Source organism: Bacillus sp. 5RYD7K (assembly GCF_059831465.1).
The window spans coordinates 1,478,613-1,502,528 of sequence record NZ_CP191200.1 but is presented as its reverse complement, the minus strand read 5'-3'; the positions used below and the strand labels follow the sequence as shown (position 1 = coordinate 1,502,528).

Here is a 23,916-nt window from a genome sequence, read left to right as displayed (position 1 = left end):
ATATTTATTTTTCAAAGAGAAAAGCCGATACAGCGGGAATTGAGGCAATTTTGTGAAAAAAATTTTCTTCTCTATCGTTGATTTATAAAAAAATTATTCCTATAATTGACTTTGTAAGGGCATACATTATCAATCTATCTTATTATTCAATTAGAGTAGGCGGGATATATTATGAAGGAAACCCAAGCTGTTATCGGTCTGGATATCGGCACGACCAGCACGAAAGCCGTTCTGTTCGGACCAAGAGGCAAAGTGCTATCCAAACATTCGGTTCACTATGATTTAATACAACAGAAGCCGGCATGGGCCGAGCAGGATCCCGAGCACATTTTGGAAGCTGTTATCGCGAGCATCAGAGGCGCCGTCACAAAGGCCGGACTGAGCCCGGACAACCTGCTGGCAATCGGTATCAGCACCGCCATGCACTCATTGATTGCTGTCGATCAAAACGGCGGCCTGCTGACCAAAAGCATCATTTGGGCGGACAACCGCAGCGCCGAGCAATCAAAACGGATTTTAAAAGAAATGAACGGTTTCGATATTTATAAAAGAACGGGCACACCGATTCACCCGATGTCTCCCCTTTCCAAAATTGTGTGGATGAGAGAACAGGATAAGGAGACTTTCGCGAAAGCCGCCAGATTCATCAGTATTAAGGAATATATTTTGCACGAGTTTTTCGGAACTTATGTCGTTGATTATTCGATTGCTTCGGCAACGGGGCTGTTCCGTTTAGAGACGCTTTCATGGGATGAAGAAGCGCTCCGGATTGCCGGAATCCGGGAAGATCAGCTGTCGGACCTCGTGCCGACCACTCACCAGCTATGCGGCCTTGCACCGGAAATCGCGGCACGGATGGGCATTCATGCGGATACTCCGTTTATCATCGGCGCAAATGACGGCGTGCTCGCCAATCTGGGAGTAGGCGCGATCGGCAAAGGCGAGGTAGCCGTTACGATCGGAACAAGCGGAGCCGTACGTTCGGTGACGGATAAGCCGGTGACGGATGAAAAAGCGCGGACGTTCTGTTATGCGCTGACTGACAAGCATTGGGTCATCGGAGGACCGACGAATAACGGAGGCATTATGCTGCGCTGGCTTCGTGATGAGTTCGCTTCTCCTGAGGTCGAAACGGCGAAGCGGCTTGGCATTGATCCGTACGATTTAATGATTGATATCGCGGATAAAGTGCCCGCAGGCTCTGATGGTCTGCTGTTTCTGCCATTTTTATCAGGAGAGCGCGCGCCGTTTTGGAATCCGAATGCCCGCGGAACGTTTTTCGGCATCAGCCTCCGCCATAAACGGGAGCATTTTATCAGAGCAGTGCTGGAAGGCGTCATCATGAGCGTCTTTTCGATCGGTGTCGCACTGAGAGATTTGGCGGGCCCCGCAAAAGATGTGCGGGCATCCGGAGGGTTTGCGAGATCGCCGCTGTGGAGGCAGATTTTGTCCGATACGATGGGACGGGAAGTCCTCGTTCCGGAAAGTTATGAGGCATCGGCGCTCGGAGCTGCCGTCCTCGCTTTACACAGCATTGGCGAAATGGAACAGATTGAGGATGTTCAGGACTGGATCAGAATTTCTCACCGTCATGAACCGAATGTCAAAAACAGCGAAACATATATTGAGCTGTTTTACTTATACGAGCGGCTGTATGACAAGCTCAAAGATGAATTTGACGTCATCAGTGAATTTCAGCTCAAACAAAGCCGATAATTCTTCTTTGAAAGGGTGAAAAGGTCATGTTACTGTTTATAGTCATTGCCGCTATTATCGTTTTACTCTTATTGATTACGGTCGCTAAGTTAAATCCTTTTATCAGTCTTTTGATTACATCCATTCTTGTCGGTTTTGCAGCTGGCATGAAGCTGCCGGACATTATCACTTCGATGAAAACCGGGCTCGGCAATACGCTGTCTCTGCTTGCGATCGTGCTGGCCCTCGGCACGATGCTCGGAAAAATGATGGCTGAATCAGGCGGTGCGGAGCGGATCGCCCACACCCTGATCGGCCGTTTCGGCAAAAAGAAAGTGCATTGGGCGATGGTGGCCGTCGCTTTTATCGTCGGCATCCCGGTCTTTTTCCAGGTCGGTTTCGTCCTGCTCGTGCCGCTTCTGTTTACGATTGCGATTGAAACCGGTGTTTCATTAGTGACGATCGGAATTCCGCTCCTTGCGGGACTTTCCGTCGTGCACGGATTGGTTCCGCCCCACCCGGCGGCGATGGCGGCTGTCGGCATTTATCACGCCAATGTCGGAAAAACGATTGTGTATTCTTTAATCGTCGGCATTCCGACTGCTATCATCGCAGGGCCGCTTTACGGAAAATGGATCGGTAAGCGCATTCACAAACCCGTCCCCGAACTGTTAAAAAAACAATTTATTGAACGGAATGAAAAACGCAAGCTTCCGGGATTCGCAAATACATTGTTTACGATATTAGTACCGGTGATTCTGATGCTTATGGCAACGCTTGCCGAAATTGCGCTTCCGGAAAAAAGCGCGCTCTATGACACTTTTAAATTTATCGGCGACCCTGTCACGGCGCTTTTGATCGCCACGGTTTACTCCTTTTTCAGTCTTGGATTTTATCAGGGCTTTAACAGAGAAAGCATTTTAAAATTCAGTAATGACTGTCTGGGACCGATCGCCTCCATTCTGCTCGTGATCGGAGCCGGCGGCGCTTTTAACAACGTTCTGATTGATTCAGGCGTCGGCACGTATATCGCAGACATGGCGAAGCATTCGAGCTTCTCTCCCGTTCTTTTAAGCTGGACGATCGCGGCGGTCATCCGTGTCGCGACAGGTTCAGCGACTGTCGCCATGATGACGGCGGCCGGTATTGTTGCACCGATTGCATCTGTCATGCCGGGGGTCAGCAGCGAGCTTCTTGTTTTGGCAACGGGAGCGGGCTCTTTGATTCTTTCTCACGTCAACGACTCCGGTTTCTGGCTCATTAAAGAGTATTTCGGAATGACCGTGAAAGAAACGTTCCTGACATGGACGGCGATGGAAACGATTATTTCTGTCAGTGCGATTTGTTTTATTATGATCATTAACGCGTTTATATAAAAACAACCCCCGGTTTTGGCCGGGGGTTGTTTTTTATCGGTCATTAACAAGGATATAAGCGGCTTTCACGGGTCCGTGGACGCCGACAACCAAGTCCATTTCGATATCGGCCGAGTTGCTCGGTCCGGTAATATAGTTGATGCTGGAAGGAACGGTGACGCCGTCTCTGATCTGCTGTTTCAGTATATCGCTGGCCTGCGTCATTCTCGGCACAATGGAAGATTTCGGGATGATTGCGATATAGGTTTTCGGAAGCAGGCTGACTGATCGGCCGGCATGCTCTGAGGCATACAAAACGACGGTGGCTGATTCAGCGAGCGTGATCTCGCTGAATGTAATGCCTACATTCGCTTGTTCCGCTTTTTCAATATTTTTCGCTCCTTGCTCCGCATCCCATTCCCAAACCGGAATGCCTTCATCCGGCCACTCTTCCGACATAAGAGTCTGCAGGCCGTACGTTTCAAACCGGCTGTCTTTCGGAATGATGACAGGCCCTCCTTCAAAACGGTCCACCTGCGTGCGCAAAGCGGCGTACAGCCCGGCGGCATCCGTTTCGATCAGCTCGGTATGAATGTTGACGCAGTGGTCTTTCAGCATCGTGACAAGATCATCTTCCGTACAGCCCGCATGCGTTTCATATTGAGGCTGGTACTTCCATTCAGGCAGGGACACGCCTGCTTTTCTGCGCTCTCTGCCCAGACGTTCGGCGATCCGGTTTAAAAAGGATTCCTGATGTTTAACCGTCCCTTTCATCATCATTCTTCCCCCTTTTGTTTTTCCCGGTCAAAAAACCAATCTCTGAATCTCGATTTATGCGGCGCCGGGAAGTCCCGGACTGCGGTCCATCCCTTTAACGGCCCCGGCCCTTTTGATATTTTGTCATCTTCCGTAAACGGCGTCATGGCTGCAGGCGCCCATTTTGATCCCATTTTATAAAGGGACGGGGATGACGAGCCGATCCCGAAGGCTTTCATGGCCAGCTTTTCGCCAAACGGCGCTTTGCCCTCTTTTTCCACGATGTTCTGCCGATGCTTGAGCAGCAGCTCGTGCAGCGGAATTTTAACAGGACACGCTTCCGTACAGGCCGCGCATAAGGAAGATGCGTACGGGAGCTCCTTATACTCATCGTATCCGCCGAGAAGGGGCGATAAGACGGCGCCGATCGGACCCGAATAGATGGAACCGTACGAGTGTCCGCCGACATGCCGGTATACGGGACAGACATTGATGCAGGCGGCGCAGCGGATACATTGCAGCACCGATTGAAATTCCGTGCCGAGTATGCGGGAACGACCGTTGTCCACGACCACGAGGTGGAATTCCTCCGGCCCGTCTGCTTCTCCCTCCTGCCGGGGGCCCGTCAGCGCCGTAATGTAACTTGTAAGCCGCTGGCCGACCGCACTTCTCGTCAGCATGCTGACAAGCACTTCAAACTCAGAAAATGAAGGAACGATCCGCTCCATTCCCATCACGGTGATCTGCGTCTTCGGCAGCGCGGACACAAGGCGGCCGTTTCCTTCATTTGTCACGAGACTGACCGATCCCGTATCTGCGATTGCAAAGTTGCAGCCCGTGATGCCGACATCCGCTTCAAGAAATTTTTTCCGGAGGACGCTGCGCGCATGCATGACGAGCTCTTCCGGTTTTTCGGTCTGTTTGTATTCGAGTCTCTCTTTAAACACGTCACGAATCTGCTCTTTGTTTTTGTGAAGAGCGGGAGCAACGATATGTGACGGCGGATCGTGATCGTCAATCTGGAGAATATATTCGCCGAGATCCGTTTCTGTGACTTCACAGCCCTCTTCTTCAAGCACTTCGTTCATATTGATTTCTTCTGTCACCATGGATTTGGATTTTACGATTTTTTTGGCGTTTTTCTGCCGGATGACATCGCGGATATAGGAGGACGCTTCTTCCGCCGTTTCGGCGAAAAATACGTGTCCCCCTCTTTTGGCGACGTTTTCGGCCAGCTGTTCTAAATAGAAATCAAGATTGTCCAGCACATGCTGCCTGATTTCCTCCGCGTGGGAACGCCAATCCTCCCAGTTTCCCAATTCCTCTGCCGCCTGAAGCCTTCTCGTCCTGAGCCGTTCCTGCGCTCCGGAGACGGCTCCTCTCATAAACTCATTATCTATTCCTTCTGATACCCGCTCTTTAAAAGCCGCGGTACCGATTTTCATCGCCATGATTTTACCCCCTTGTGGTTTCTCGTGTTATCTGCTGTTCAGCACTTCGGCGATGTGCATGACTCTGACGTTTTTATCCTTACGATCAAGACGCCCGCCGATATTCATCAGACAGCCGCAATCCGCCCCGATCAGCACCTCGGCCTCTGTTTCTTCCACGCAGGCGACCTTTTCATCCACCATTTGCTCAGAGATTTGCGCCATTTTCACTGAAAACGTTCCTCCGAATCCGCAGCATTGATGTTTTCCGGGAAGCGAAGTAAAATCAAGCCCCTTTACATGGCGCAAAAGCTTCATCGGCTCCTCCGACACGCCGAGCAGCCTTGTCATGTGGCACGATGTATGTAATGTCGCTTTTTTGTGCAGTACTGCCCCGACATCCTCTACCCCGAGAACATTGACGATAAAATCTGTTAACTCATACGTTTTATCCGCAAGCTGCTGCGCTTTTTCCGCCCACTTCGCATCGTCCTTAAACAGATGCGGATATTCACGGAACATCGTCGTACAGGAACCTGACGGACTGACGACGTACTCCGCTTCCTCAAACGCGGCAATCATCTGCTTCATCGCTTTTTTTGCGTCCGTCACATACCCGCTGTTGTATGCGGGCTGCCCGCAGCAAATCTGACCCTCGGGAAAATCCACCTCACACCCGAGCCGTTCCAGCACCTCAACCGTCGCCTTTCCGACATTGGTCTGGAACATATCCACAAGGCACGTGACAAATAATGAGACTTTCATGATGAACCCCTCTTTCATCCTCAATATGTGATCCGGTCATCTGATGACCTGTTTTTGGAAAGCTCTATAAATATCCTACACTATTCTGAATATGGATTGGAAGGTTTTTCTGAAAAATCCTTTTGTCCGATGCGCTAAGAGCAAAAAAAGAGAAGCCCGCAAGCTTCTTTACACCTTATTTTTCAGCAGGCATCCCAGCCGTTGGACCCCCTCTATTAGCGCGGCTTTCCCTGCGTAACTGAACGACAGGCGAAGATATTCTGCGCCGTCTTCCTGATTCTGAAAAAAATATTTACCGGGTACATAGGAAACACCGTGAGAAAGAGCCCGCTCCAGAAGTGTGGACGTATCCGCCCCCGGCACTTTCACCCAGACAAAATAACCGCCGTCCGGCACGTGCCAGGATGCGGACTCCGGCAGATATTGCTTTAATGCGGCGATCAAAACGTCACGTTTGCTCCGGTATGCTTTACGCAAGGCGGCGAGCCGTTCTTCAACATTTGTTTGTTCCAAATAGACGGCGGTCACCGCTTGAGAAAATGGATGATCCAAGTCTTTTTTAAACCAAGACAATGCCTTGATGAATGCAGCGTCCCCTGCAATCCAGCCGATTCTCAGACCCGGGGCGATGACTTTTGAAAATGAACCGGCGTACAGCACCCGGCCGTTCTGATCCATGGCTTTCAATGACGGCGGGATATCCGTGAATCCGAGCTCGCCGTATGCGTCATCCTCCAAGATGAGAAAATCATACGTTTCCGCAAGCTGAAGCAGGCGGGTTCTCCGCTTCGCTGACATCACGGTTCCCGCAGGATTCTGAAAAGCGGGTATCGTGTAGAGAAGACGGGGAAGCAGAAGCCCTTTTCGTTTTCTTTCCTCAAGCATGAACGCTAATGTTTCTGTTTGCAGGCCCTCTTGATCTGTCGGAATGCTCATGATATGCGGTGTGTAATTTTTAAAAATCTCAAGCGCTTCCATGTAAGCCGGAGCTTCTGCGGCAACGGCGGTTTGTTCATCGAGGAAAACCCGGGCTGCCAGATCTATCGCCTGACAGGCGCCGGAGGTCACGAGCAGCTCATCGTCACGGCAGCGAATGCCGCGGAAGGATAACCGTTCTTGAATCTGCTTTTTTAAAACGGCCGGCCTCGGGCTTCCCATATAATGCAGCGGCAGATCGCGCTCCTCATCCAGAAGGCGGGATGCGGCTTCTTTCAGCTCCTTAGCAGGAACGAGCGCGGGATCGGGATAGCCGGAATGCAGAGGGATGCACGCTTTTGGAACAGCCGGCATCCACTCCCCGGGAGGATCGTTTGTCAAAGCTTTCTTTACATGGTCAGGAAAAAAAGATTCGGCCTGCATGTGATCATATCCCCTTTCACAAGTCAGCTTCTATACATTTTCTTCAAAATAAGCCCCCAGCACTTCTTCCACATTCGTCAGGTGCGCGGTCATCGCAGCTTCCGCTTCATCCGCGTCTCCGGCGGCGACGGCGCTGTATATGCGTTCATGCTCTTCATACAATCGCTGCACGCTCGTTCGTTTAGAAAACAGCCAGATTCTTCTCGTTTCTCTCATCGTTTCCAAAAGAAGCGCAGAGACATGATTCATAAGATGCTTGAGCAGGCCGTTTTGTGATGCTTCCGCCAGCGCCATGTGAAAGGAGAAATCTGCTTTTTCACCCAATTCTTCGTCTCCGTCGATGTCTTTCATCTCCATGAGGGCCTGGCGGATTTTTTGCAAATCCTCTTCAGTGCGTTTTTCAGCGGCCATGGCGGCGACGCCGAGTTCAAGCAGCTTTCTGACTTCGAGCAGCTGTTTGACATCCTCTTTTTTCATTAAGAGAGCGGAAGAAAGCGGCTGGGAAATATGGGACGGCTCAAATTCTCTTATGTATGTGCCTTCTCCCTGCTTCATGTCGACGAGCCCCATCGCTTTTAAAGCTGACAGCGCTTCTCTGACCGCCGAGCGGCTGACCTGAAAGCTCTCGGAAAGCGCCTGAACGGAATCAAGCTTTTCACCCGGCTTAAGCTCGCCTGCTTTTATCTTCTCCAGCAATGCATCAGCGACTTCTTCGTAGATTTTTTTCGTTTTAATTTGTTTATATTTCAACGCGATCACCCCGTCACTTGTGAATCTTGATGTTTATCGTCTATTATACTTCTTTTTTCGCACCGCCGACAGGTTCAGACAATTTGTTCAAGAAAAGGATTGTATTTTCAAAACTTTCAAAATATAATGCTAATTAACCCGGTCATCAGATGACCTTATCATAAAAGTAATCGCTTGCATGACATAAGGAGGGGTTTTTTAGGGATGCAATGGACACAGGGGTACGCTCCATTAGGGGGAAATTTGCTTTTATCGGCAGCTTGCGCGCTCGTGCCGATGATCTTCTTTTTTTGGGCGCTTGCGGTGAAACGGATGAAGGGGTACATAGCGGGGCTTTTGACATTAGCCGTTTCGCTTTTAATCGCTGTATTTGTGTACGGCATGCCGGCGGAAAAAGCGGTGCTGTCGGCTTCGCAGGGAGCGGTGTACGGTCTGCTTCCGATCGGCTGGATTATCGTCACATCGGTCTTTTTGTATAAAATCACCGTGAAAACGGGACAATTTGAGATTATCCGGAGTTCAGTGCTGTCCATTACAGATGACCGGCGTTTGCAGGCGCTGCTCATCGCCTTTTCTTTCGGGGCGTTTTTAGAAGGCGCCGCCGGTTTCGGCGCTCCCGTCGCGATCTCGGCCGCTTTGCTTGTCGGACTTGGTTTTCAGCCGCTTTATGCGGCGGGGATTTGCCTGATTGCCAATACGGCGCCTGTTGCCTTTGGGGCGATCGGCATTCCGATTACCGCCGTCGAAGGTCCGACCGGGATACCGGCTATGGACATTTCCCAAATGGTCGGCCGGCAGCTGCCGTTTTTATCCGTGTTTATACCGCTTTATTTAATCATTTTGATGAGCGGGTTTAAAAAGGCTTTTGAAGTATGGCCGGCCATTCTTGTTTCCGGCGTCTCCTTTGCGGCCGTGCAGTACGCAAGCTCGAACTTTTTAGGGCCTGAACTGCCGGATGTGCTGTCAGCGCTGGTTTCCATGGCCGCGCTCGCTGTGTTTTTAAAGTTTTGGAAACCGAAAACGGCCTTTCGTTTCGCGGCAGAACGGGAATCAGCAGCGTCCATCGACGGGGTGCCGGCCGTGTACGGAGGCGCTCAAATATTTAAAGCGTGGTCTCCTTTTCTTCTTCTGACAGCCATGATATCCGTTTGGGGGATTCCCGGCGTGAAGGCCGCCCTGACCGGCCATTATGAAGGAACGTCCATTTGGCTTTCCTGGCTGAATGCAGCCGGGCGAGCATTGACTTTCACGCCTCCCGTCCCATTTGTAAATCAGCAAATTCTTCAGGCGGACGGCACGCCGATTGAAGCGGTGTACAAGCTTGAGCTTCTCGGTTCAGCGGGCACGGCGATTCTGATTGCCGCCGTCATCTCCAAGTTCGCACTCGGCATGTCGTGGAAGGCATGGGGCGGGGCGTTTATAGAAACGGTGAAGGAATTGACGCTTCCGATCGTCACCATCGTTTCTGTTGTCGGCTTTGCTTATGTGACGAATGCTTCCGGCATGAGCACGACACTCGGTCTTGCGCTTGCCATGACGGGCGCGATGTTTACCTTTTTTTCACCGGTGCTCGGCTGGCTCGGCGTGTTTATTACCGGCTCTGATACGTCGGCCAATCTGTTATTCGGCGGATTGCAAAAGGTGACGGCGCTCTCTGTCGGGATGGAACCGGTTCTCTCCGTCGCCGCCAATTCATCAGGCGGTGTCACCGGAAAAATGATTTCTCCGCAATCCATTGCGGTTGCCTGTGCCGCTGTCGGTCTGGCGGGCAAGGAATCAGACCTTTTCCGCTTTACGATTAAGCACAGTCTGTTTTTGCTTTTGCTCGTCTGTCTCATGACATTTTTACAGCATCATCTGTTTTCATGGATGATCCCGTAACACGGAGAACCTCCCCGGGTATGGCTCGGGGAGGTTTCAGCTGTACCGTTTTCGCGCAGATGACGGCGGGATATTTAATTGGTCACGGTATTTGGCGACGGTGCGTCTGGAGATTCGGATGTCATGTTGTTCGTGCAGCAGATCGGCAAGCTTTTGGTCTGAAAAAGGTTTCTTTTTATCTTCTTTACGGACCAATGCTTCCAGATGGGCTTTTACGGCATAATTGGAGGCGCCGCCGTCTCCCGATGATTCAGCTTTCGCCGAGAAAAATGTTTTCATTTCATACAGTCCGTACGGCGTCTGAACGTACTTCCCTTTGATGGCCCGGCTGATCGTTGATTCGTGGAGCTCCAGCGTTTCCGCCACCTCTCTTAAGGTCAGCGGCTGCATTCCACTTTTTCCTGTGAGAAAAAAGGATGCCTGCCGTTCAGTCAGGACGCCGATGATTCTCGTGATGGTTTGTTTTCTTTGCGATAACGCCCGGTTCAGCCAGCGCCATTCCTGATATTTCGCCGACAGATAATTTTTCGTATCACGGCATCCGGCGGCTGACAATAGCGGCTGGTAATGGGCATGAAGCTGGATGTCAGGGAACGAACGGTTGTTGAGCCGCGCTTGAATGGTGCCGTTTTTCACCGTGATGAAAATATCCGGTTCCACGTAAAAACCCGGCTCCTCATGCGCATAACGGAGCCCCGGCCTCGGATCAAGCGCGCTGATCATGTCAAAGATGTCCTGAATGTCTTTCAGCGGAATGCCCGTCTTTATTGTAAGCGCTTTCCAGTTCTTTCTTGCAAATAGCTCAAAATAGGCACCGGCAATCCATTCCGCCTGTTCGTTCCGCTCAGGCAGACGGCGGAGCTGAAGAAGGATGCATTCCTGCAAAGACCTAGCGCCGATTCCCGCGGGCTCAAGCGATTGAAGCTTTGCGAGAACCGCTTCCGTCTCCTCCAATGATGCGGATACATGGTCGGCGGCAGCTTGTATGTCCTCATTTAAATATCCGTTTGAATCCAAAGAATATATCAGATAATTAAAAATTTTCTTCTCATCATCGGACAGCTTCATGTCCAAGGCCTGCTGTTTGAGCGAATCCTGCAGCGTTTTGCGCGTAAGTCTGATCTGCTGGCTTCCGTCCCGTTCTTTCATCCTGTTTTTACTTGTTTTATGGTAAGATAGTGGCGGCGTGTCTGTTTCCTTTCGTTCAATCAGAGGGTTTTCCAGTGAGAGCTCATCAATATATCCGGCCAGTTCCGCGGAATTGTATCCGAGTAATGCGATGGCCTGTTTAAGCTCTTGCGTTAATTGAGGCTTTAACATTTGTGTTTGCTGAAGTTTCATATCCATCATGCTCACTCCCCTTTTTTCATTGTACATGATTGGTTTCATACCGTATATACTTATTAAAAGGAGTTGCTTTATAGATGTCAGAACTTTTTTCTGTTCCGTATTTTATTGAAAACTTTACACAGCATATTGAAATGAATCCGAATGAAGACCGAATTCATGCGATGAACAGCTATTACCGCTCCGTCGTCTCAACCCTTGTCCAGGATCAGCTGACAAAGAACTCGGTTGTGCTCAAAAGAATTCAGCATTTGGATGAGGCATATAACAAAGTAAAACGTGGAGAAACAAAATAAACCTTCCGCTCATTCAAAGCGGAAGGTTTTCCTTCGTGCCGGCGGTTTCCCCGATCAGACGGACGTCCGGCGCTTCGTGCATCCAAGTGTGATAATAGTTGGCGTTTTTCCCGTATGAATTATCAATGACGGTATTTGGTTTCCCGAGAAGCAAGGACAGAATGTGGCCGTGAAGCCTTGACGTTTCCACCGATTCGTACCTGCTGAAAAACAGGACCGCTTTTTTCGTTAAGAAATTGGAGTAGCTTTTCCAAAACCGCGCAATCGGCAGCGGGTTTCCCGCTTTTTTATTCAAAACATTCAGCGTTTGGAAAAAAGCGATCCCACGGCGGTCACTTGCTGACAGCACATGCTGCCAGTCGCAGCTTTCAACGGAAGAATCGGTTTGCAGATTCGGATTGATTTCCCCGTCTGTGCGGATAAAATGAAGCTTGCCGCGTGACGGAGCCGCTGCCGTCCGGATTGGATACAGCTGATGGGCCATATCCGGCATAAGCCCGATATGATTTGCCGAAAAAAAGCGTTTCGCGGTTTCGTATGACACATGATCTCTCGTAAACAGGTGCAGATCCTTGTGCTCCGCAAAAAGCGCCGCTGTCTTTCGCAGCCGTGTTTTATCCTGATAATAGATGGTTTGCGGCAGAATGACGATCCTGTTTTCCGGAAAGGCTTTGACGATTCTTTCTCTGAACGTCTGATAGTACGGATAGAGATCCCCGAAATTCCCGCCTCCCTGGCAGACGATGATCGTTTCTTTGCCCGCCCGGCGCCCGAATGGAAAATTATCCGGATTCCAGCGCTGTTTCACGCGGATGCCGTGCGCTTTAAAAAACGCCTCTGTCCCTTTCATAATTAATAAATCCCCTACATTTCCGTAGAGGGGATAGTCGGCATACATGATGTCAGACTTGGGCGGTATGACGCTGAGCAGACCTGCCAGCGTCTCTTTTAATCGGCTCATGACATGGCGGCTGTCCATGTTTTCTCCCCTTTCGTTTCAAACAGGTGCGCAAGTGCGTCAATGACACGCTGCTGCTTATCAATAGACAAGTCAGATCCGGACGGCAGACAAATCCCCCGGCTGAAAAGATTCTCAGAGACCCGCTCATCTTCACTGTGAGGATAAAAGACAGAAGACGAGAAAAGCGGCTGCGTATGCAACGGTTTCCACAACGGACGGGCCTCAATATTGTGTTTTGCAAGACAAGCGACGGCTTCTTCCGGCGTCACGCCGTTATCAAGCGTCAGAGCCGTCAGCCAGCGGTTTGAAACCGTTCCTTCAAGCTCCGGCATCATGCGGATTCCCGGATACGTTTCCAGCGCTTCCCGATACCTGTGAAAAATGTCTCTCCTCGCCCGGACACGATCTTCGAGCACTTCCAGCTGTGATATACCCACACCTGCGAGAATGTTGCTGAGTCTGTAGTTATAACCGAGCTCGCTGTGCTGGTAATGAACGGCGGCATCTCTCGCCTGTGACGCAAGAAACCTCGCTTTTTCAATCGCGGCTTCATCGTCAGACACGAGCATGCCGCCTCCCGATGTTGTAATGATTTTGTTTCCGTTAAAGGAATAAATGCCGAAACGGCCGAATGTGCCGCTCTGCCTGCCTTTATATGTTGATCCTAAAGACTCGGCAGCATCTTCAATCAGACAGACGCCATATGCATCGCAAAGACTCATGAGTTCATCCATTTTTGCGCTTTGGCCGTAAAGATTGACGGCGATCACCGCTTTCGGGAGCCTCCCGCGCCGTTTTGCATCCCGGAGCGCCCGCTCAAGCGCGTCGGGCGACATGTTCCACGTCTCCCATTCCGAATCAATAAAAACGGGCTCTGCCTGCTCGTACACAATCGGATTCGCCGTGGCGACAAATGTAAAGGAGGGGCAAAATACAGCGTCTCCTTTTTTCACACCCGCAAGCCGCAGTGCAAGATGGATGGCCGCCGTTCCCGAGCTTACGGCCGCCGCGCTTTTCACTCCCGCATATTCCGCCAGCCGCGCTTCAAACGAATTGACGAGCGGACCGAGCGGCGCAATCCAATTGGAACGGAAGGCTTCCGCGATGTATTCCTGTTCTTTTCCGCTCATATGCGGCGGAGACAAATAAATTCGTTTGTTTGTATGCATGAAATCATCCTTTTTCATTATGAATAGAGGAGATGACGCGGGCCGGAACACCGACCGCCGTCACATGGCCGGGAATCCGGCTGATGACGGCAGCCCCCGCACCGATCACGGACCAAGGGCCGATGTCCATCTGCGGTATGACGGACGCACCGATTCCGACGTGCGCTCCTTCCCCGACTTTCACTCCGCCGGCAAGCGCCGCGCGCGGTGAAAGATGGACGTAATCTCCGATTGCATTGTCATGATCGGCAACCGCACCCGTATTAATGATGCAATGGGCGCCGATGTCAGCGCCCGCCTGGATGACGGCGCCCGCCATCACAACCGTTCCGTGTCCGACGGAAGCCGTTTCACTGACGATTGCCCTTGGGTGAATGAGTGCGGCATAATCGTCTTGTTCAATCCCAAGCGTTTCAGCAAGCTGCTTTCTGACACCGTTATGTCCGATGCATATCGTGAACACGGCTTCAGGGACGAGTTGCAGAAGCATGTGCACGTCTTTCGTCCGGCCCGTATATAAACCGTTCTGAACGGCAAAACCGCTGAATCCGTCGTCCAATACGCCCGCAAGCTCCATATCGGAACGGGCCTGCACGATTTCCTTCACCACTTTTCCGTGTCCGCCGTTTCCGATCAGCACGATCTTTTTCACGATGACATATCTCCGCTGCCTGTGAAGCGCTTTGCCGTCACTTGGCCGTCTTGGTGTATGCCTTCAGACACGAGAACTTTTTTCACCGTTAAAAGCAGAATCTTTAAGTCGAGAAGAAATGAGCGGTTGTCGACATACCACACGTCAAGCTTGAATTTCTCTTCCCAGGAAATCGCGTTTCTCCCGTTAATCTGCGCCCAGCCCGTAATTCCCGGTTTCACCTCGTGCCGCCGCGCCTGCTCCGCCGTGTAAAGCGGCAGATAATCCATCAGCAAAGGGCGGGGGCCGACAAGACTGATATCGCCTTTAATCACATTAAAAAGCTGGGGAAGCTCGTCGATGCTCAGTTTTCTGATCAGCTTCCCCGTTTTGGTCAGACGGAGATGATCCGGAAGCAGCACACCGTTTTCATCACGCGCATCCGTCATCGTCCTGAGTTTATACAACGTAAACGGACGCCCGTTATGCCCCGGTCTCGTCTGTTTGAACAATACGGGAGACCCGATGGCGCATCTGACGGCTGCCATGGCGAAGAGAAGAATGACGCTTGTGCCGCACAATAACAACATCGCGGCCGCTATATCAAATACATGTTTCGCCTTCAAATCTGAACAGCTCCTTTCACTTTTCGGCATTTCTGTAAAGCAAGCCGCCTTTCTTCTTTCGTACAAATGAAGAAAAAAGCGAATGCGGCATAGCTCATGCATACGGCAAGCCCCGCGGCGATCAGACCGGCCCAGCTGTCAAGCGGTGAAAACAGCCGGATACCCCGGCAGACAGCCCAGGCAAATGCGGCCGCCGCCAACGGACCGAACATGCCTTTATAAAACGCGGTTTTCTGAAAGCCGGTAATATGCGAAACATACAGCGGCGTGAAGACGGCATTTTTCAAAATGAGGGAGACTGCACCGGCAATGGTGATGCCGTACAGGCCGAGATGAGCCGGTCCGCTGAGAACCACGGCCAATATGACATTCAGTCCGCCTAAGCATAAAGTAACGACGGCGGGCGTTTTTTGTTTATTAAAAGCCGTCCATACGTAAAAAAGCGGCATGACAGAGAGACTGACCGCCAAGTACCCGGCGTGAATGTATAAAAGCGGCGCCGTCTGCACAAATGACGGGCCCAGCCAAATCGCCAGAAACGGTTCCGCAAGCCCTCCCAATAATGCCGCGGGAAGCGCGAGCAGAAGCCCGTTCAGCCGCACGGCCTTATTGGCGTAAGACAGGAGGCCTTCCATATCGCCTTTTGAATAGCAGGAAGTCAAAACCGGCGCAAACAGCGAAGCAAGCGTCCCGGCAAGACTTCTGAGCAGGAGCGGAAATTGAATAATCGCGGCATAGACACCCGCTTCAGACGGCCCCAGCACGAGGTTGGCCGTCATGAGGTCAATCTGCAGAAACAGCAGCACGCCGATCTGGTTGACAGAGCTCCAGGCACCGGCCGAAAACAGCACTTTGCCCGTCTGTAATGACAAGGTTTTACGGCTGAAAGAAAACCACGGAATCAATTTCTTAAAAAAGAAAAACGTCAGCACCGCAGCACAGACGGCTCCCGCTAAAGCCGAAAGCTGGATCTGCCAGATCTTCGGCGGCAGGCACGTAAACAGAGCGAGCACACACAGCACCCTGACCAGCATTTGCACGGCCTGAATAGAACTTGTGATATAAAGCTTGTTGGCAAAAAACGGCCCCGTCGCGAATCCCGCCGTCAAAAACGTCAGCATAAACAGCACACTGCCGATGACGATAGAGAGCCTCACATCCGTTAACAGCCCGGCCGGCACATTCATGATCTTGTCAATAAAAAAAGCCGTCCCGGCGAGCGGCACAGCGAGCAAGAGAGATATCACGGCAGACGCGGCTAAATAATTGCTTACATACGCATTGGCCTCATCCCTGTTGCCCCTGTGGGCGGCGACGGTGAAAAACCTCACAACGACAGAGCTCAGCGCAACGGTAATAATTGAGAAATAGTTAATGATATTCTGTGTCAGATGGACAAATCCAAAAGCCTCCACACCTAATGTTTTCACAATAAAGGGCGTCATCCACACTGATAAAAACACCGATAGTAAAAACGCCGTCACATTGGCGCCGAAATTAATGGCAAATTTCATGCTCCTTCCGCACTGCCTTTCTCTTTCGATTTCCGTTCGAAAAATGCATGCAGAAGAAGCGGAAGGCGCATTTTGCACAGACCGAGCACCACACGCTCCCCCGCCAGCAGCTGTTTATGCCGGCACGGCGTGCTGCGCACCGCCGTTTTTACCATGTCATACGTCAAAATTCTGCCGATGTGCGCCGTAATCTGATGTGACGGCTGCGGGGCGGCGCATGCGTTGGCGATCAGCATCGGGATCTGATGCTTGCACAAATACGTATCGATATCGTCCCGGCAGGCGTCCGTCAGCCCGTTCGCCTCATAAAAAGCCATTTTCGCTTCATATTGCTTCTGAAGTTCGTCATCTAAGTGAGGCTTAAACGGTGTTTCTGTAAGGCTTTGCGGGTTTTCCCGGTACACGTACAGCCCTTCATCTATTACTTTGACACGCGAGGCTTGCCGGAACGCTGCCAAGTTAAACGGAGAATCTTCGGCAAACCGGATATCTTCATGGAACAACAGCCCTTGCAGCGCTTCTCTCCGGTATATATAGCGCCACACATACCAAATAAATCGATGTTCGTGCGCGCGGGTCAGCAATGCAGTCATCTCAGCCGCCGTGAAGACGCGGCCCGGCGGAAGGGACGGCGGCATATACGCTCTTTCTTTAGACGGCGTTTCTTTGTAATAACCGCAGCCGGCGATATCAAGCCGGTTCTTCTCCGCTTCTTCATAAAGCCGCTCGAACATCGTTTCCGCCGCATAGTCATCGCCGTCCGCAAAACCGATATAACGGCCGCGGGCGGCTTTTATTCCGGCATTGCGGGCCGAGCTGAGACCGCCGTTTTCTTTATGAATCACCCGGATTCTCGCATCTTCTGCGGCGAATTGTTCGGCAATCCGGCCGGACTGATCCGGTGAGCCGTCATTGACGAAAATGATTTCGATGTCTCTCAGCGTCTGTTTTGTTAAAGATACCGCGCATTCTTTAATAAATGGCTCTGTCTTATACATCGGGACGATCACGCTCACAAGCGGCGCGTTCATTGGGCATCACCGCTGATTTTCGAGCGCAGTCCGGCAAAATAAACACTGCGCAAAGAATCGCCTGCCTCATGCTTGCCGCTCAGCAGCCCGTTTACAGCGGCCGTCACGGCTTCAGGCTCCGGACGTTCAAGCAGTGTCATGTTCGGTATATGTTTCAGCCATTGAAAGCCTTCCATCACTTTATGATCAAACGAACGAATGACGACACAAGGCGTTTTCGTCAGCGCGCAAAAAATCATCCCGTGAAGCCTGTCAGTGACAACCGCCTCCGCGCCTTTCAGCGTATCCCACAGCGCCTCCAGCTCCCCTTCGCGTGTATGGCGGCTGACCCTCCGGCCGACCGTCGTGGTAAAGCTATGCAGCTCTCCGTACTCTTTTTTCAAAGCTTCTTTTACCATCGTTCTTTCCTCAGCTGTCAGCGCACTCTCCTTATCCTCCCGTAAACAAAGGTAGATCCCTTCCCGCGGGATGCGCCGCTCGCTTTTATCCAAATATAAGACCATATCAGGCTGTTTGAGCACAGTTTTTCCGGGAAAATGCCGCTTCATCCATTGATACGTCGTCTCATCTCTCGCCATCAGCAGAAGATCGGGATGCGCATTGTACACTTTTTGGGCGCGTTTCAGTTCCTTCCGCCCCTTTTTTGAATCAGAAAAGTGAGCCGTCGCCGGAAGCTGAACGATCCGATACTGCCGGAATGTTTTTATAATAAAACGGCGCGTCCATTCCTCATACCGGTACAAATCCCCCATGTTCCCGCCGCCGATGATGAATACCATATCATCGGGATGGCGCTTTTTGATCAGCGCTTTTGCGGACCTGTAAATATCCTTCATATCGACCTCAATCAGGTCAAAATCGGGATATTCCCGTTCAAGAAACGTTTTGCTTGCGTAGGCGATGGCATGATCACCGAGATTATCGTGGGACGGAAGCAGCGTCAGAATGATCTTTTTTCTTGCCGCTGTATGCTCCGCCCTGTCCGCTGCCGTTCCGAAATGAAATTGGGACGGGTATTTGACCTTTAGCAAAAGCCATTCCGCGAGATTGATTTTTAAAGATTGTATCGACATGTCTTCACCCTCTGATTTTCATTTTGTACTCGATTGCCCGCTGATACGCGGCTGATGCCAGCGATACGAACGGAATCAGCTTCAGCCTCGCCAAAAGCAGAAGGCATGAGCGTTTGGCGTCAAACGGCTCCGTTCCGGTTTTGGAAAGACTCAGCCGAAACACGGGATCAGCGCATATCCGGCTGATATTCCGCCATTTTTCGGAGAACCGGCCGCCGTTGTTCCGCTTCCATTCATTCAGCAGGCAGACCGTTCCATGCTGGACGATAAAATAATCAAGCTCCTGCCGGTATTCCTGTAAGCAGCCGTTTTCACGCAAAAAAGCCTCGTTCAGCCGATAGAGAACGAGACCTGAGTCAAACAGCTTTTTCTGATAGCTTTGCACAATGGAAGTCAAGTGAATCCGATAATGATAGAGCGGCTGATCCACGTACGAAACCGCCCCGGCGAATACATGCGCCCGAAGGCTGAAGTACTGATCCTCCACGTGCTCAAGCTCATCCCGAAGCGGAAAGCGCAGCCGATGCTGTTCGATCATGGCCCTTTTGTACAGCTTGTTCCATGAAAATCCGCTGACTCTTCCTTCAAATAAATCTTTCAGGTACAGCTGTTTCGGGCGGCCATCGTAGGCTGAAGCGATCGTTGAAACGGCGGTTTTCCCTGTATCCGCAAATTCGGCCGCATATTCGCAAATCACGAGATCAGCCTGAGATGCCTTCGCTTTTTCATACATGCGCAGGCAATAGTCGGGTTCAACCCAGTCGTCCGCATCAATAAAAGCGATAAACTCGCCGCGCGCCGCCTCAATCCCCTTGTTGCGGACCGCGCCGAGTCCTCGGTTTTGCTGATGAATGACCCGGATTCTCTCATCCCGCTTCTGATAGGTTTCAAGAATGTCCGGGCTTTGATCCGTTGACCCGTCATTGACGGCGATGATTTCGATATTGGCGAGCGACTGATTGAGCAATGAATCTAAGCATCTTTCTAAATAAGATTCCGTATTATACACAGCAATTAATAAACTGACCGCGGGTGTTTCCATATAAACCTCCAGTATTCATTACCGGGAAAAAATCGTTCTGTACGGCAGCACAGACGAATCGACCGGCATAAGCAAATAGCTGTAAAGAAAATAACAGACAATAATGGCGATATAGATCAGCGCATTCGATTTTTCATCAAAAATCCTCACAAAATAAGGGATCAGGATCATTTGGTAAAGGCCGAAATATATATTAAACCGGGCAAAAATAACATCCTTTGTCGCCAGCAGACCGAAAAGCAGACCCAGCAGACAGAAATTCACGATGACATCAATGTCAGGCCAGAGCTTCCGCAGCCGCTCCCGGTAGCAAAAAGCCAAAAACAGCGGCAGAAGCAGCACCGCGATTTTTACGACGTTCATCCCGTTCGTGTTGGTCATCAGCCATTTCTCATAATGGCCGTACGAACTGTTTTCCAGCACGACGACAAACAGCGAAATGAACTTCTGATACAGAAACGTCATGAGAAGAAACAAGGCCGACAGCCCGAAAATCGCGGGCGACCAGGCTCTTCTTCTGACAATGAAATAAACCGGAATCATGATTAAGGCCGAGGAATGAAAGAGCGAACACAACAGCACGATGGACATATAACGCTTCCAGCTTCCATTTATCACATAGCGGACGGCCCAAAACAATACGGCCGCCACCATATACTGCCTGATTCCGTTAAAGGAAGCGTAATAATGATACGTGCCCAAAAACAAAAACACACTCAGTTCAAACGGACGTCCGAACTCAACGAGTCCCTTTAAAATAAAGCTGCAGGTCACGACAGCCACGGTGAAATACATAATTTGCGGATCTTTCGTGATAAAATTCATGAGCCAGATAAGAGCGGTAAATCCCGGATCAACGGCTGCTTTTTTCGCTCCGAACCCGAAGATCTCCCATATGCTCCCGTAATTTCCCGCCAGCTTGTACATCAGCGCGTACGTCTGAAAATCCGTCCCGACTCTGTAACGCAAACCGGAAACCAATACAAGCGATAGCAGCGGAACGAGCATGACGAGCTGATTCGGCCGGTATCCGGTTGAAAGCGATTGATCACGCCCGCCGCACATTTTCGCGAACCATGACCAAATATAAACAATTCCCATATTGACTACATATACAATCATTCTTACTGTTCCTTTTCACAGTTCATATTGTAAAGCTTCATCACAGCCCCCGCATTCTCTCCCGCGTCATATCCCAGCCGTCCGAAGGTGTCTTTAATGCGCGCCCTGCCAGGCTTTGGCGCCTCAGCTGCCCGCAAAATCGCGGATGCCCATTGTTCAAGCGGTTCTTTGAGGCTGAGCCTTTTGACCAGCCCGAGCCCGGCATCGGCTTCTTCTGTAATGCCGTCTGATATGACGCACGGCACCCCGGAGGCCTGCGCTTCAACGAGCGTGACGGGCAGCCCCTCATAAAGAGACGGCATGACAAATACATCCAGCGTTTTCAGCAGATCATGAACGCGATCTTCCACACCGATAAAACGCACAGCATCATTGAGCCCCAGCTTCTCCGCCAGCTTTTCCATATCGGTGCGAAGCGGACCGTCTCCGGCGAGAATCAGCTGCAAACCGATGCCCCGCTCTTTCATATCAGCGGCCAGCCGGAGCAGAAATTCGTGGTTTTTCTCCTCTGTAAAGCGGCCGATATGACCGATCACCAATCGGCCGGCGGCAATGCCCCGCTTCCTTTTTTCAGATTCTATGTCCGCGCGTCCGCCGGCAAATAAGTCAAGATCAATGCCGTTCGGCAAAAGCCGCACGTCTTTTTGTTTTCCGAATAAGAAACGGCCCGCCTCTTCTCCGCAGGCGCACAGCGCGGTGGCATTTGCCGTAATCAGCCGCCTGAACACAAACATCTGCACCTTGCCAAGCCTGGACGACCGCCCCCGCCACGATGTACTGTGCGAATGACAGATCCGCACGGGGACGCCTGCTAAACGAGCGGCCAATGCGATAAATCCCGACTGAAAATCGGTATGGGCATGCACGGCGGCAAACGGTCCTTTTTCCTGAATCACCCGTTTGACCTGTTTCACAAAAGTAATCGGGTTTGTGCTGCCGATGCTCGGCACATAAAAAAGCCGTCCGCCGAGAGCAAGAATTTCCTCATCATAAGCGCACGGATCGTTCCTATGGGTTAAAAAGTCAAACTGCACCTTCGTTCTGTCCATCTTCCGGTACAAATTCATCATCATCGTTTCTGCGCCGCCTCTATTCATCCCGCTGAAGATGTGCAGCACCCGCGCCGGCTTGTCAGTCATGTTCGGCAAGCCCTTCTTTTTGGCGGACGTCCCTGTTTTTATGATAACGGTTCATGACCGCGGGCGGCGTTATGGCGCGGATGAGCGGTTTGGCGATATACACGTAATGGGATAGCGGCAGCTTCAGCCGTCTGCACGCCTGAAAAACGAGCACCGCGTTATCAATGGAATACGTAAACGATCTCCGTTTGAACGCATCGCTGTCCTCTCTGACTTTATACAGCGTTTCCTGAAGGTTGTACCCTCGGAAACCCGCTTCAAAAAAGCGCAGCCACAAATCGATATCCTCCATCCGCCGCGTCCGCCTGACTGACCGGTAGCCGCCGAGCGCTTTGTACGCTTCGGCCCGCATCATAATGGTGCCGTGGCAGAACGGTGTGCCTTTCGCCATAATTCCCGGTTTCGGCACGGGCGGCAAAAGCCGGGCGCCCCTTACGCCGAATTCGTCAAATACGAGCATCCCCGTGCCGACGACTTGATAGTGGGCGTGCTTGTTTAAGAAAGCGGCCTGTTTTTCCAGTCTTCTCGGGTTGGAGATGTCATCACCGTCCTGTCTGGCGATATAATCCCCCGTTGCGTATGTCAGACAGCGGTTCAGCGAAGCGGCAAGCCGCTTGTTTGTCTTATTTTGAATCAGCGTGATCCGGTCGCTGTAATGGTCCGCGTAGCGGCGCGCAATCTGATACGTTCCGTCAGTTGACGCGTCATCACACATAATCAGTTCCCAATTCTTATAAGATTGGCTCAGGATGGATTCAATACTCTCCGCTAAAGTCTGTTCGCAATTATAAATCCCCATGATAACGGAAATTTTCGGTTGTGCTCCTGCATTCATACGCTTTTCTCCTTTTTGTCCATATAACCGGCGTAAATATGCGCCATTTCCTTTACCGTGCGTGTTTCTGAAAAACATTCCGCCGTCCTGCGCCCTTTTTGCCCCATTGCTTTTCGCAGGCCGGGGGAGCGGTACAGCTTTTCAATCCGATCGGCAAACGCCGCGCTGTCTCCGGCCGGCACGAGAAAACCATTCACACCGTCTTCAATGATCTCGCGGTGCCCCCTGTTGTCCGCGGCAACGACGGGCTTTTCGGCAGCCATCCCTTCAAGCAGATTCATACCGAGCCCTTCGCGGAGACTTGAGGCGACAGACAGATCGGCAAGCTGAATCAGCTCATGAATGTCGCGGCAAAAACCGTAAAATCGCACAATGTCGGATACCCCGAGTGATTCAGCCTTTTTTCTGTACGGCTCTTCCATCGCGCCTTCTCCGGCAAATACGAGTTTCAGCTCCGGGATGCTGCGCTTCAGCAAGGCCGCAGACTCAATGAGGATACCCTGATTTTTGTTGCCGTTTAATTCGGCGGGATATACGAGGATAAATTCCCCGGCGCTGAAGCCGTGTTTTTCTCTCAGCCGTTCACTTTCTCCCCGGCTCACAGGGCGGAACCTGTCTGTATTAACACCGATGCCGTGTATTTTTTTCGCATCGCAATCCGTTTTTTTCATTTGCTTGGCCCGTTCGAAATCTTCTTCATTAATGGTAATGAGACAATCCGTATAAGAAGAGAGAAATTTTTCGATCGGGTAATAAAGAAGCCAGTTTTTCAGAGGCGCTCCGTCGCAGAAGTGAAAGCCGTGCGCGGTGTACAGCACCTTTGTCCCTTTTTGGCGCGCTTGTCTCGCAGCAAGGCGGGTGAGTACGCCGCCGACCGGCGTATGACAGTGAATCATGTCATAGCCGTTGTCTTGAATGAGCTGCTTCAGCCGCCTGTAAACAGAAAGATTTTCGGGATGAAACGGGGAGCGCCGGATCGGAATGGAAAACTTTTTATCAACGAACGGAAGGTTCATATGACCGCCTGCCGCGACGTGCACCTCCCAGCCCATATCCTGAAACCATTGAAAATACGGAAGGTGAAAGGCTTTAAAATGATAATCGACAGTGGCGCAAAATAATACTTTTTTCGTCATCTT

Annotated in this window: 22 protein-coding genes; 4 read left to right on the top strand and 18 right to left on the bottom strand. The window is 51.2% G+C overall.

Features of this window, described 5'->3' with window-relative positions; all coding sequences use genetic code 11:
- Positions 1-171 precede the first annotated feature (171 nt).
- Together gntK and ACQE26_RS07410 are read left to right on the top strand one after the other, a co-directional pair.
- Positions 172-1,716 carry a gluconokinase gene (gene gntK / locus ACQE26_RS07415; RefSeq protein WP_500471142.1) on the top strand — a complete coding sequence of 515 codons (1,545 nt, stop codon included), beginning with the start codon at positions 172-174 and terminating at the stop codon, positions 1,714-1,716.
- Positions 1,717-1,742: 26 nt separating this feature from the next.
- Positions 1,743-3,071: a GntP family permease gene (locus ACQE26_RS07410; protein WP_016937875.1), complete on the top strand. Its 1,329-nt coding sequence runs from the start codon at positions 1,743-1,745 to the stop codon at positions 3,069-3,071.
- A gap of 33 nt (positions 3,072-3,104) precedes the next feature.
- Here the strand turns inward: ACQE26_RS07410 and ACQE26_RS07405 are convergent, their stop codons facing one another.
- From ACQE26_RS07405 to lutR, 5 genes are all read right to left on the bottom strand, one after another.
- On the bottom strand, positions 3,105-3,827 hold the full coding sequence (locus ACQE26_RS07405; RefSeq protein ID WP_500471141.1) for a LutC/YkgG family protein: 723 nt from the start codon (positions 3,825-3,827) through the stop codon (positions 3,105-3,107).
- Positions 3,827-5,257 (bottom strand): lactate utilization iron-sulfur protein LutB, encoded by a 1,431-nt coding sequence (locus ACQE26_RS07400; protein ID WP_060964225.1) that lies wholly within the window; start codon positions 5,255-5,257, stop codon positions 3,827-3,829. Before ACQE26_RS07400 ends, ACQE26_RS07405 begins: the two co-directional genes overlap by 1 nt.
- Before the next feature lie 27 nt (positions 5,258-5,284).
- The gene (locus ACQE26_RS07395) at positions 5,285-6,001 is read right to left on the bottom strand and encodes a (Fe-S)-binding protein (RefSeq protein ID WP_500471140.1); all 717 of its coding nucleotides are present in this window, start codon (positions 5,999-6,001) and stop codon (positions 5,285-5,287) included.
- A 168-nt stretch (positions 6,002-6,169) separates the two neighbouring features.
- Positions 6,170-7,360: an aminotransferase-like domain-containing protein gene (locus ACQE26_RS07390; protein WP_500471139.1), complete on the bottom strand. Its 1,191-nt coding sequence runs from the start codon at positions 7,358-7,360 to the stop codon at positions 6,170-6,172.
- Positions 7,361-7,390: 30 nt separating this feature from the next.
- Complete coding sequence (gene lutR, locus ACQE26_RS07385) at positions 7,391-8,110, bottom strand: L-lactate utilization/bacilysin biosynthesis transcriptional regulator LutR (RefSeq protein WP_326351466.1); 720 nt, start codon at positions 8,108-8,110, stop codon at positions 7,391-7,393.
- 204 nt (positions 8,111-8,314) lie between these two features.
- On the opposite strand from lutR, the gene lutP reads away from it, so the two are divergent.
- Positions 8,315-9,991: an L-lactate permease LutP gene (lutP, locus tag ACQE26_RS07380; protein WP_438420682.1), complete on the top strand. Its 1,677-nt coding sequence runs from the start codon at positions 8,315-8,317 to the stop codon at positions 9,989-9,991.
- A 36-nt stretch (positions 9,992-10,027) separates the two neighbouring features.
- Here lutP and rpoN read toward each other — a convergent pair whose 3' ends face one another.
- Entirely contained in the window at positions 10,028-11,338 is a 1,311-nt protein-coding gene (gene rpoN, locus ACQE26_RS07375) for an RNA polymerase factor sigma-54 (protein WP_438422161.1), read from the bottom strand.
- Between the two features lie 77 nt (positions 11,339-11,415).
- On the opposite strand from rpoN, the gene yvfG reads away from it, so the two are divergent.
- Positions 11,416-11,634 (top strand): protein YvfG, encoded by a 219-nt coding sequence (gene yvfG / locus ACQE26_RS07370; protein ID WP_003151570.1) that lies wholly within the window; start codon positions 11,416-11,418, stop codon positions 11,632-11,634.
- A 13-nt stretch (positions 11,635-11,647) separates the two neighbouring features.
- On the opposite strand, the gene ACQE26_RS07365 is transcribed toward yvfG, so the two are convergent.
- From ACQE26_RS07365 to ACQE26_RS07310, 12 genes are read right to left on the bottom strand one after another with little or no spacing between them, the layout of a single operon-like run.
- The gene (locus ACQE26_RS07365) at positions 11,648-12,613 is read right to left on the bottom strand and encodes a polysaccharide pyruvyl transferase family protein (RefSeq protein WP_500471138.1); all 966 of its coding nucleotides are present in this window, start codon (positions 12,611-12,613) and stop codon (positions 11,648-11,650) included.
- Entirely contained in the window at positions 12,592-13,764 is a 1,173-nt protein-coding gene (locus ACQE26_RS07360; protein ID WP_500471137.1) for an aminotransferase class I/II-fold pyridoxal phosphate-dependent enzyme, read from the bottom strand. The genes ACQE26_RS07365 and ACQE26_RS07360 overlap by 22 nt, the downstream gene beginning before the upstream one ends.
- A gap of 4 nt (positions 13,765-13,768) precedes the next feature.
- Positions 13,769-14,416, bottom strand: coding sequence for an acetyltransferase (locus ACQE26_RS07355; protein WP_500471136.1), 648 nt, complete (start codon positions 14,414-14,416; stop codon positions 13,769-13,771).
- Complete coding sequence (locus tag ACQE26_RS07350) at positions 14,413-15,051, bottom strand: sugar transferase (RefSeq protein ID WP_500471134.1); 639 nt, start codon at positions 15,049-15,051, stop codon at positions 14,413-14,415. Before ACQE26_RS07350 ends, ACQE26_RS07355 begins: the two co-directional genes overlap by 4 nt.
- On the bottom strand, positions 15,018-16,535 hold the full coding sequence (locus ACQE26_RS07345; protein WP_500471133.1) for an MATE family efflux transporter: 1,518 nt from the start codon (positions 16,533-16,535) through the stop codon (positions 15,018-15,020). Before ACQE26_RS07345 ends, ACQE26_RS07350 begins: the two co-directional genes overlap by 34 nt.
- Complete coding sequence (locus tag ACQE26_RS07340) at positions 16,532-17,566, bottom strand: glycosyltransferase (RefSeq protein WP_500471132.1); 1,035 nt, start codon at positions 17,564-17,566, stop codon at positions 16,532-16,534. Before ACQE26_RS07340 ends, ACQE26_RS07345 begins: the two co-directional genes overlap by 4 nt.
- On the bottom strand, positions 17,563-18,639 hold the full coding sequence (locus tag ACQE26_RS07335) for a polysaccharide pyruvyl transferase family protein (protein ID WP_500471131.1): 1,077 nt from the start codon (positions 18,637-18,639) through the stop codon (positions 17,563-17,565). The genes ACQE26_RS07340 and ACQE26_RS07335 overlap by 4 nt, the downstream gene beginning before the upstream one ends.
- A 4-nt stretch (positions 18,640-18,643) precedes the next feature.
- A complete protein-coding gene (locus ACQE26_RS07330) occupies positions 18,644-19,681 on the bottom strand; it encodes a glycosyltransferase family 2 protein (protein ID WP_438420690.1) in 1,038 nt (345 codons plus the stop codon).
- Between the two features lie 18 nt (positions 19,682-19,699).
- Entirely contained in the window at positions 19,700-20,803 is a 1,104-nt protein-coding gene (gene epsG, locus ACQE26_RS07325; RefSeq protein ID WP_047477235.1) for a biofilm exopolysaccharide biosynthesis protein EpsG, read from the bottom strand.
- A 2-nt stretch (positions 20,804-20,805) separates the two neighbouring features.
- Positions 20,806-21,942: a glycosyltransferase family 1 protein gene (locus tag ACQE26_RS07320; RefSeq protein WP_500471129.1), complete on the bottom strand. Its 1,137-nt coding sequence runs from the start codon at positions 21,940-21,942 to the stop codon at positions 20,806-20,808.
- Positions 21,935-22,777, bottom strand: a complete 843-nt coding sequence (epsE, locus tag ACQE26_RS07315; protein ID WP_060964211.1) for a glycosyltransferase EpsE — start codon at positions 22,775-22,777, stop codon at positions 21,935-21,937. Before epsE ends, ACQE26_RS07320 begins: the two co-directional genes overlap by 8 nt.
- Positions 22,774-23,913: a glycosyltransferase family 4 protein gene (locus ACQE26_RS07310; RefSeq protein WP_500471128.1), complete on the bottom strand. Its 1,140-nt coding sequence runs from the start codon at positions 23,911-23,913 to the stop codon at positions 22,774-22,776. The genes epsE and ACQE26_RS07310 overlap by 4 nt, the downstream gene beginning before the upstream one ends.
- Positions 23,914-23,916 lie beyond the last annotated feature (3 nt).

What these genes read in the sequence shown, in the direction of transcription:
- gntK (WP_500471142.1), top strand. Translation starts at nt 172, where the DNA reads ATGAAGGAAACCCAAGCTGTTATCGGTCTGGATATCGGCACGACCAGC.
- ACQE26_RS07410 (WP_016937875.1), top strand. Translation starts at nt 1,743, where the DNA reads ATGTTACTGTTTATAGTCATTGCCGCTATTATCGTTTTACTCTTATTG.
- ACQE26_RS07405 (WP_500471141.1), bottom strand. Translation starts at nt 3,827, where the DNA reads ATGATGAAAGGGACGGTTAAACATCAGGAATCCTTTTTAAACCGGATC.
- ACQE26_RS07400 (WP_060964225.1), bottom strand. Translation starts at nt 5,257, where the DNA reads ATGGCGATGAAAATCGGTACCGCGGCTTTTAAAGAGCGGGTATCAGAA.
- ACQE26_RS07395 (WP_500471140.1), bottom strand. Translation starts at nt 6,001, where the DNA reads ATGAAAGTCTCATTATTTGTCACGTGCCTTGTGGATATGTTCCAGACC.
- ACQE26_RS07390 (WP_500471139.1), bottom strand. Translation starts at nt 7,360, where the DNA reads ATGCAGGCCGAATCTTTTTTTCCTGACCATGTAAAGAAAGCTTTGACA.
- lutP (WP_438420682.1), top strand. Translation starts at nt 8,315, where the DNA reads ATGCAATGGACACAGGGGTACGCTCCATTAGGGGGAAATTTGCTTTTA.
- rpoN (WP_438422161.1), bottom strand. Translation starts at nt 11,338, where the DNA reads ATGGATATGAAACTTCAGCAAACACAAATGTTAAAGCCTCAATTAACG.
- yvfG (WP_003151570.1), top strand. Translation starts at nt 11,416, where the DNA reads ATGTCAGAACTTTTTTCTGTTCCGTATTTTATTGAAAACTTTACACAG.
- ACQE26_RS07365 (WP_500471138.1), bottom strand. Translation starts at nt 12,613, where the DNA reads ATGGACAGCCGCCATGTCATGAGCCGATTAAAAGAGACGCTGGCAGGT.
- ACQE26_RS07360 (WP_500471137.1), bottom strand. Translation starts at nt 13,764, where the DNA reads ATGCATACAAACAAACGAATTTATTTGTCTCCGCCGCATATGAGCGGA.
- ACQE26_RS07350 (WP_500471134.1), bottom strand. Translation starts at nt 15,051, where the DNA reads ATGCCGAAAAGTGAAAGGAGCTGTTCAGATTTGAAGGCGAAACATGTA.
- ACQE26_RS07345 (WP_500471133.1), bottom strand. Translation starts at nt 16,535, where the DNA reads ATGAAATTTGCCATTAATTTCGGCGCCAATGTGACGGCGTTTTTACTA.
- ACQE26_RS07340 (WP_500471132.1), bottom strand. Translation starts at nt 17,566, where the DNA reads ATGAACGCGCCGCTTGTGAGCGTGATCGTCCCGATGTATAAGACAGAG.
- ACQE26_RS07335 (WP_500471131.1), bottom strand. Translation starts at nt 18,639, where the DNA reads ATGTCGATACAATCTTTAAAAATCAATCTCGCGGAATGGCTTTTGCTA.
- ACQE26_RS07330 (WP_438420690.1), bottom strand. Translation starts at nt 19,681, where the DNA reads ATGGAAACACCCGCGGTCAGTTTATTAATTGCTGTGTATAATACGGAA.
- epsG (WP_047477235.1), bottom strand. Translation starts at nt 20,803, where the DNA reads ATGATTGTATATGTAGTCAATATGGGAATTGTTTATATTTGGTCATGG.
- ACQE26_RS07320 (WP_500471129.1), bottom strand. Translation starts at nt 21,942, where the DNA reads ATGACTGACAAGCCGGCGCGGGTGCTGCACATCTTCAGCGGGATGAAT.
- epsE (WP_060964211.1), bottom strand. Translation starts at nt 22,777, where the DNA reads ATGAATGCAGGAGCACAACCGAAAATTTCCGTTATCATGGGGATTTAT.
- ACQE26_RS07310 (WP_500471128.1), bottom strand. Translation starts at nt 23,913, where the DNA reads ATGACGAAAAAAGTATTATTTTGCGCCACTGTCGATTATCATTTTAAA.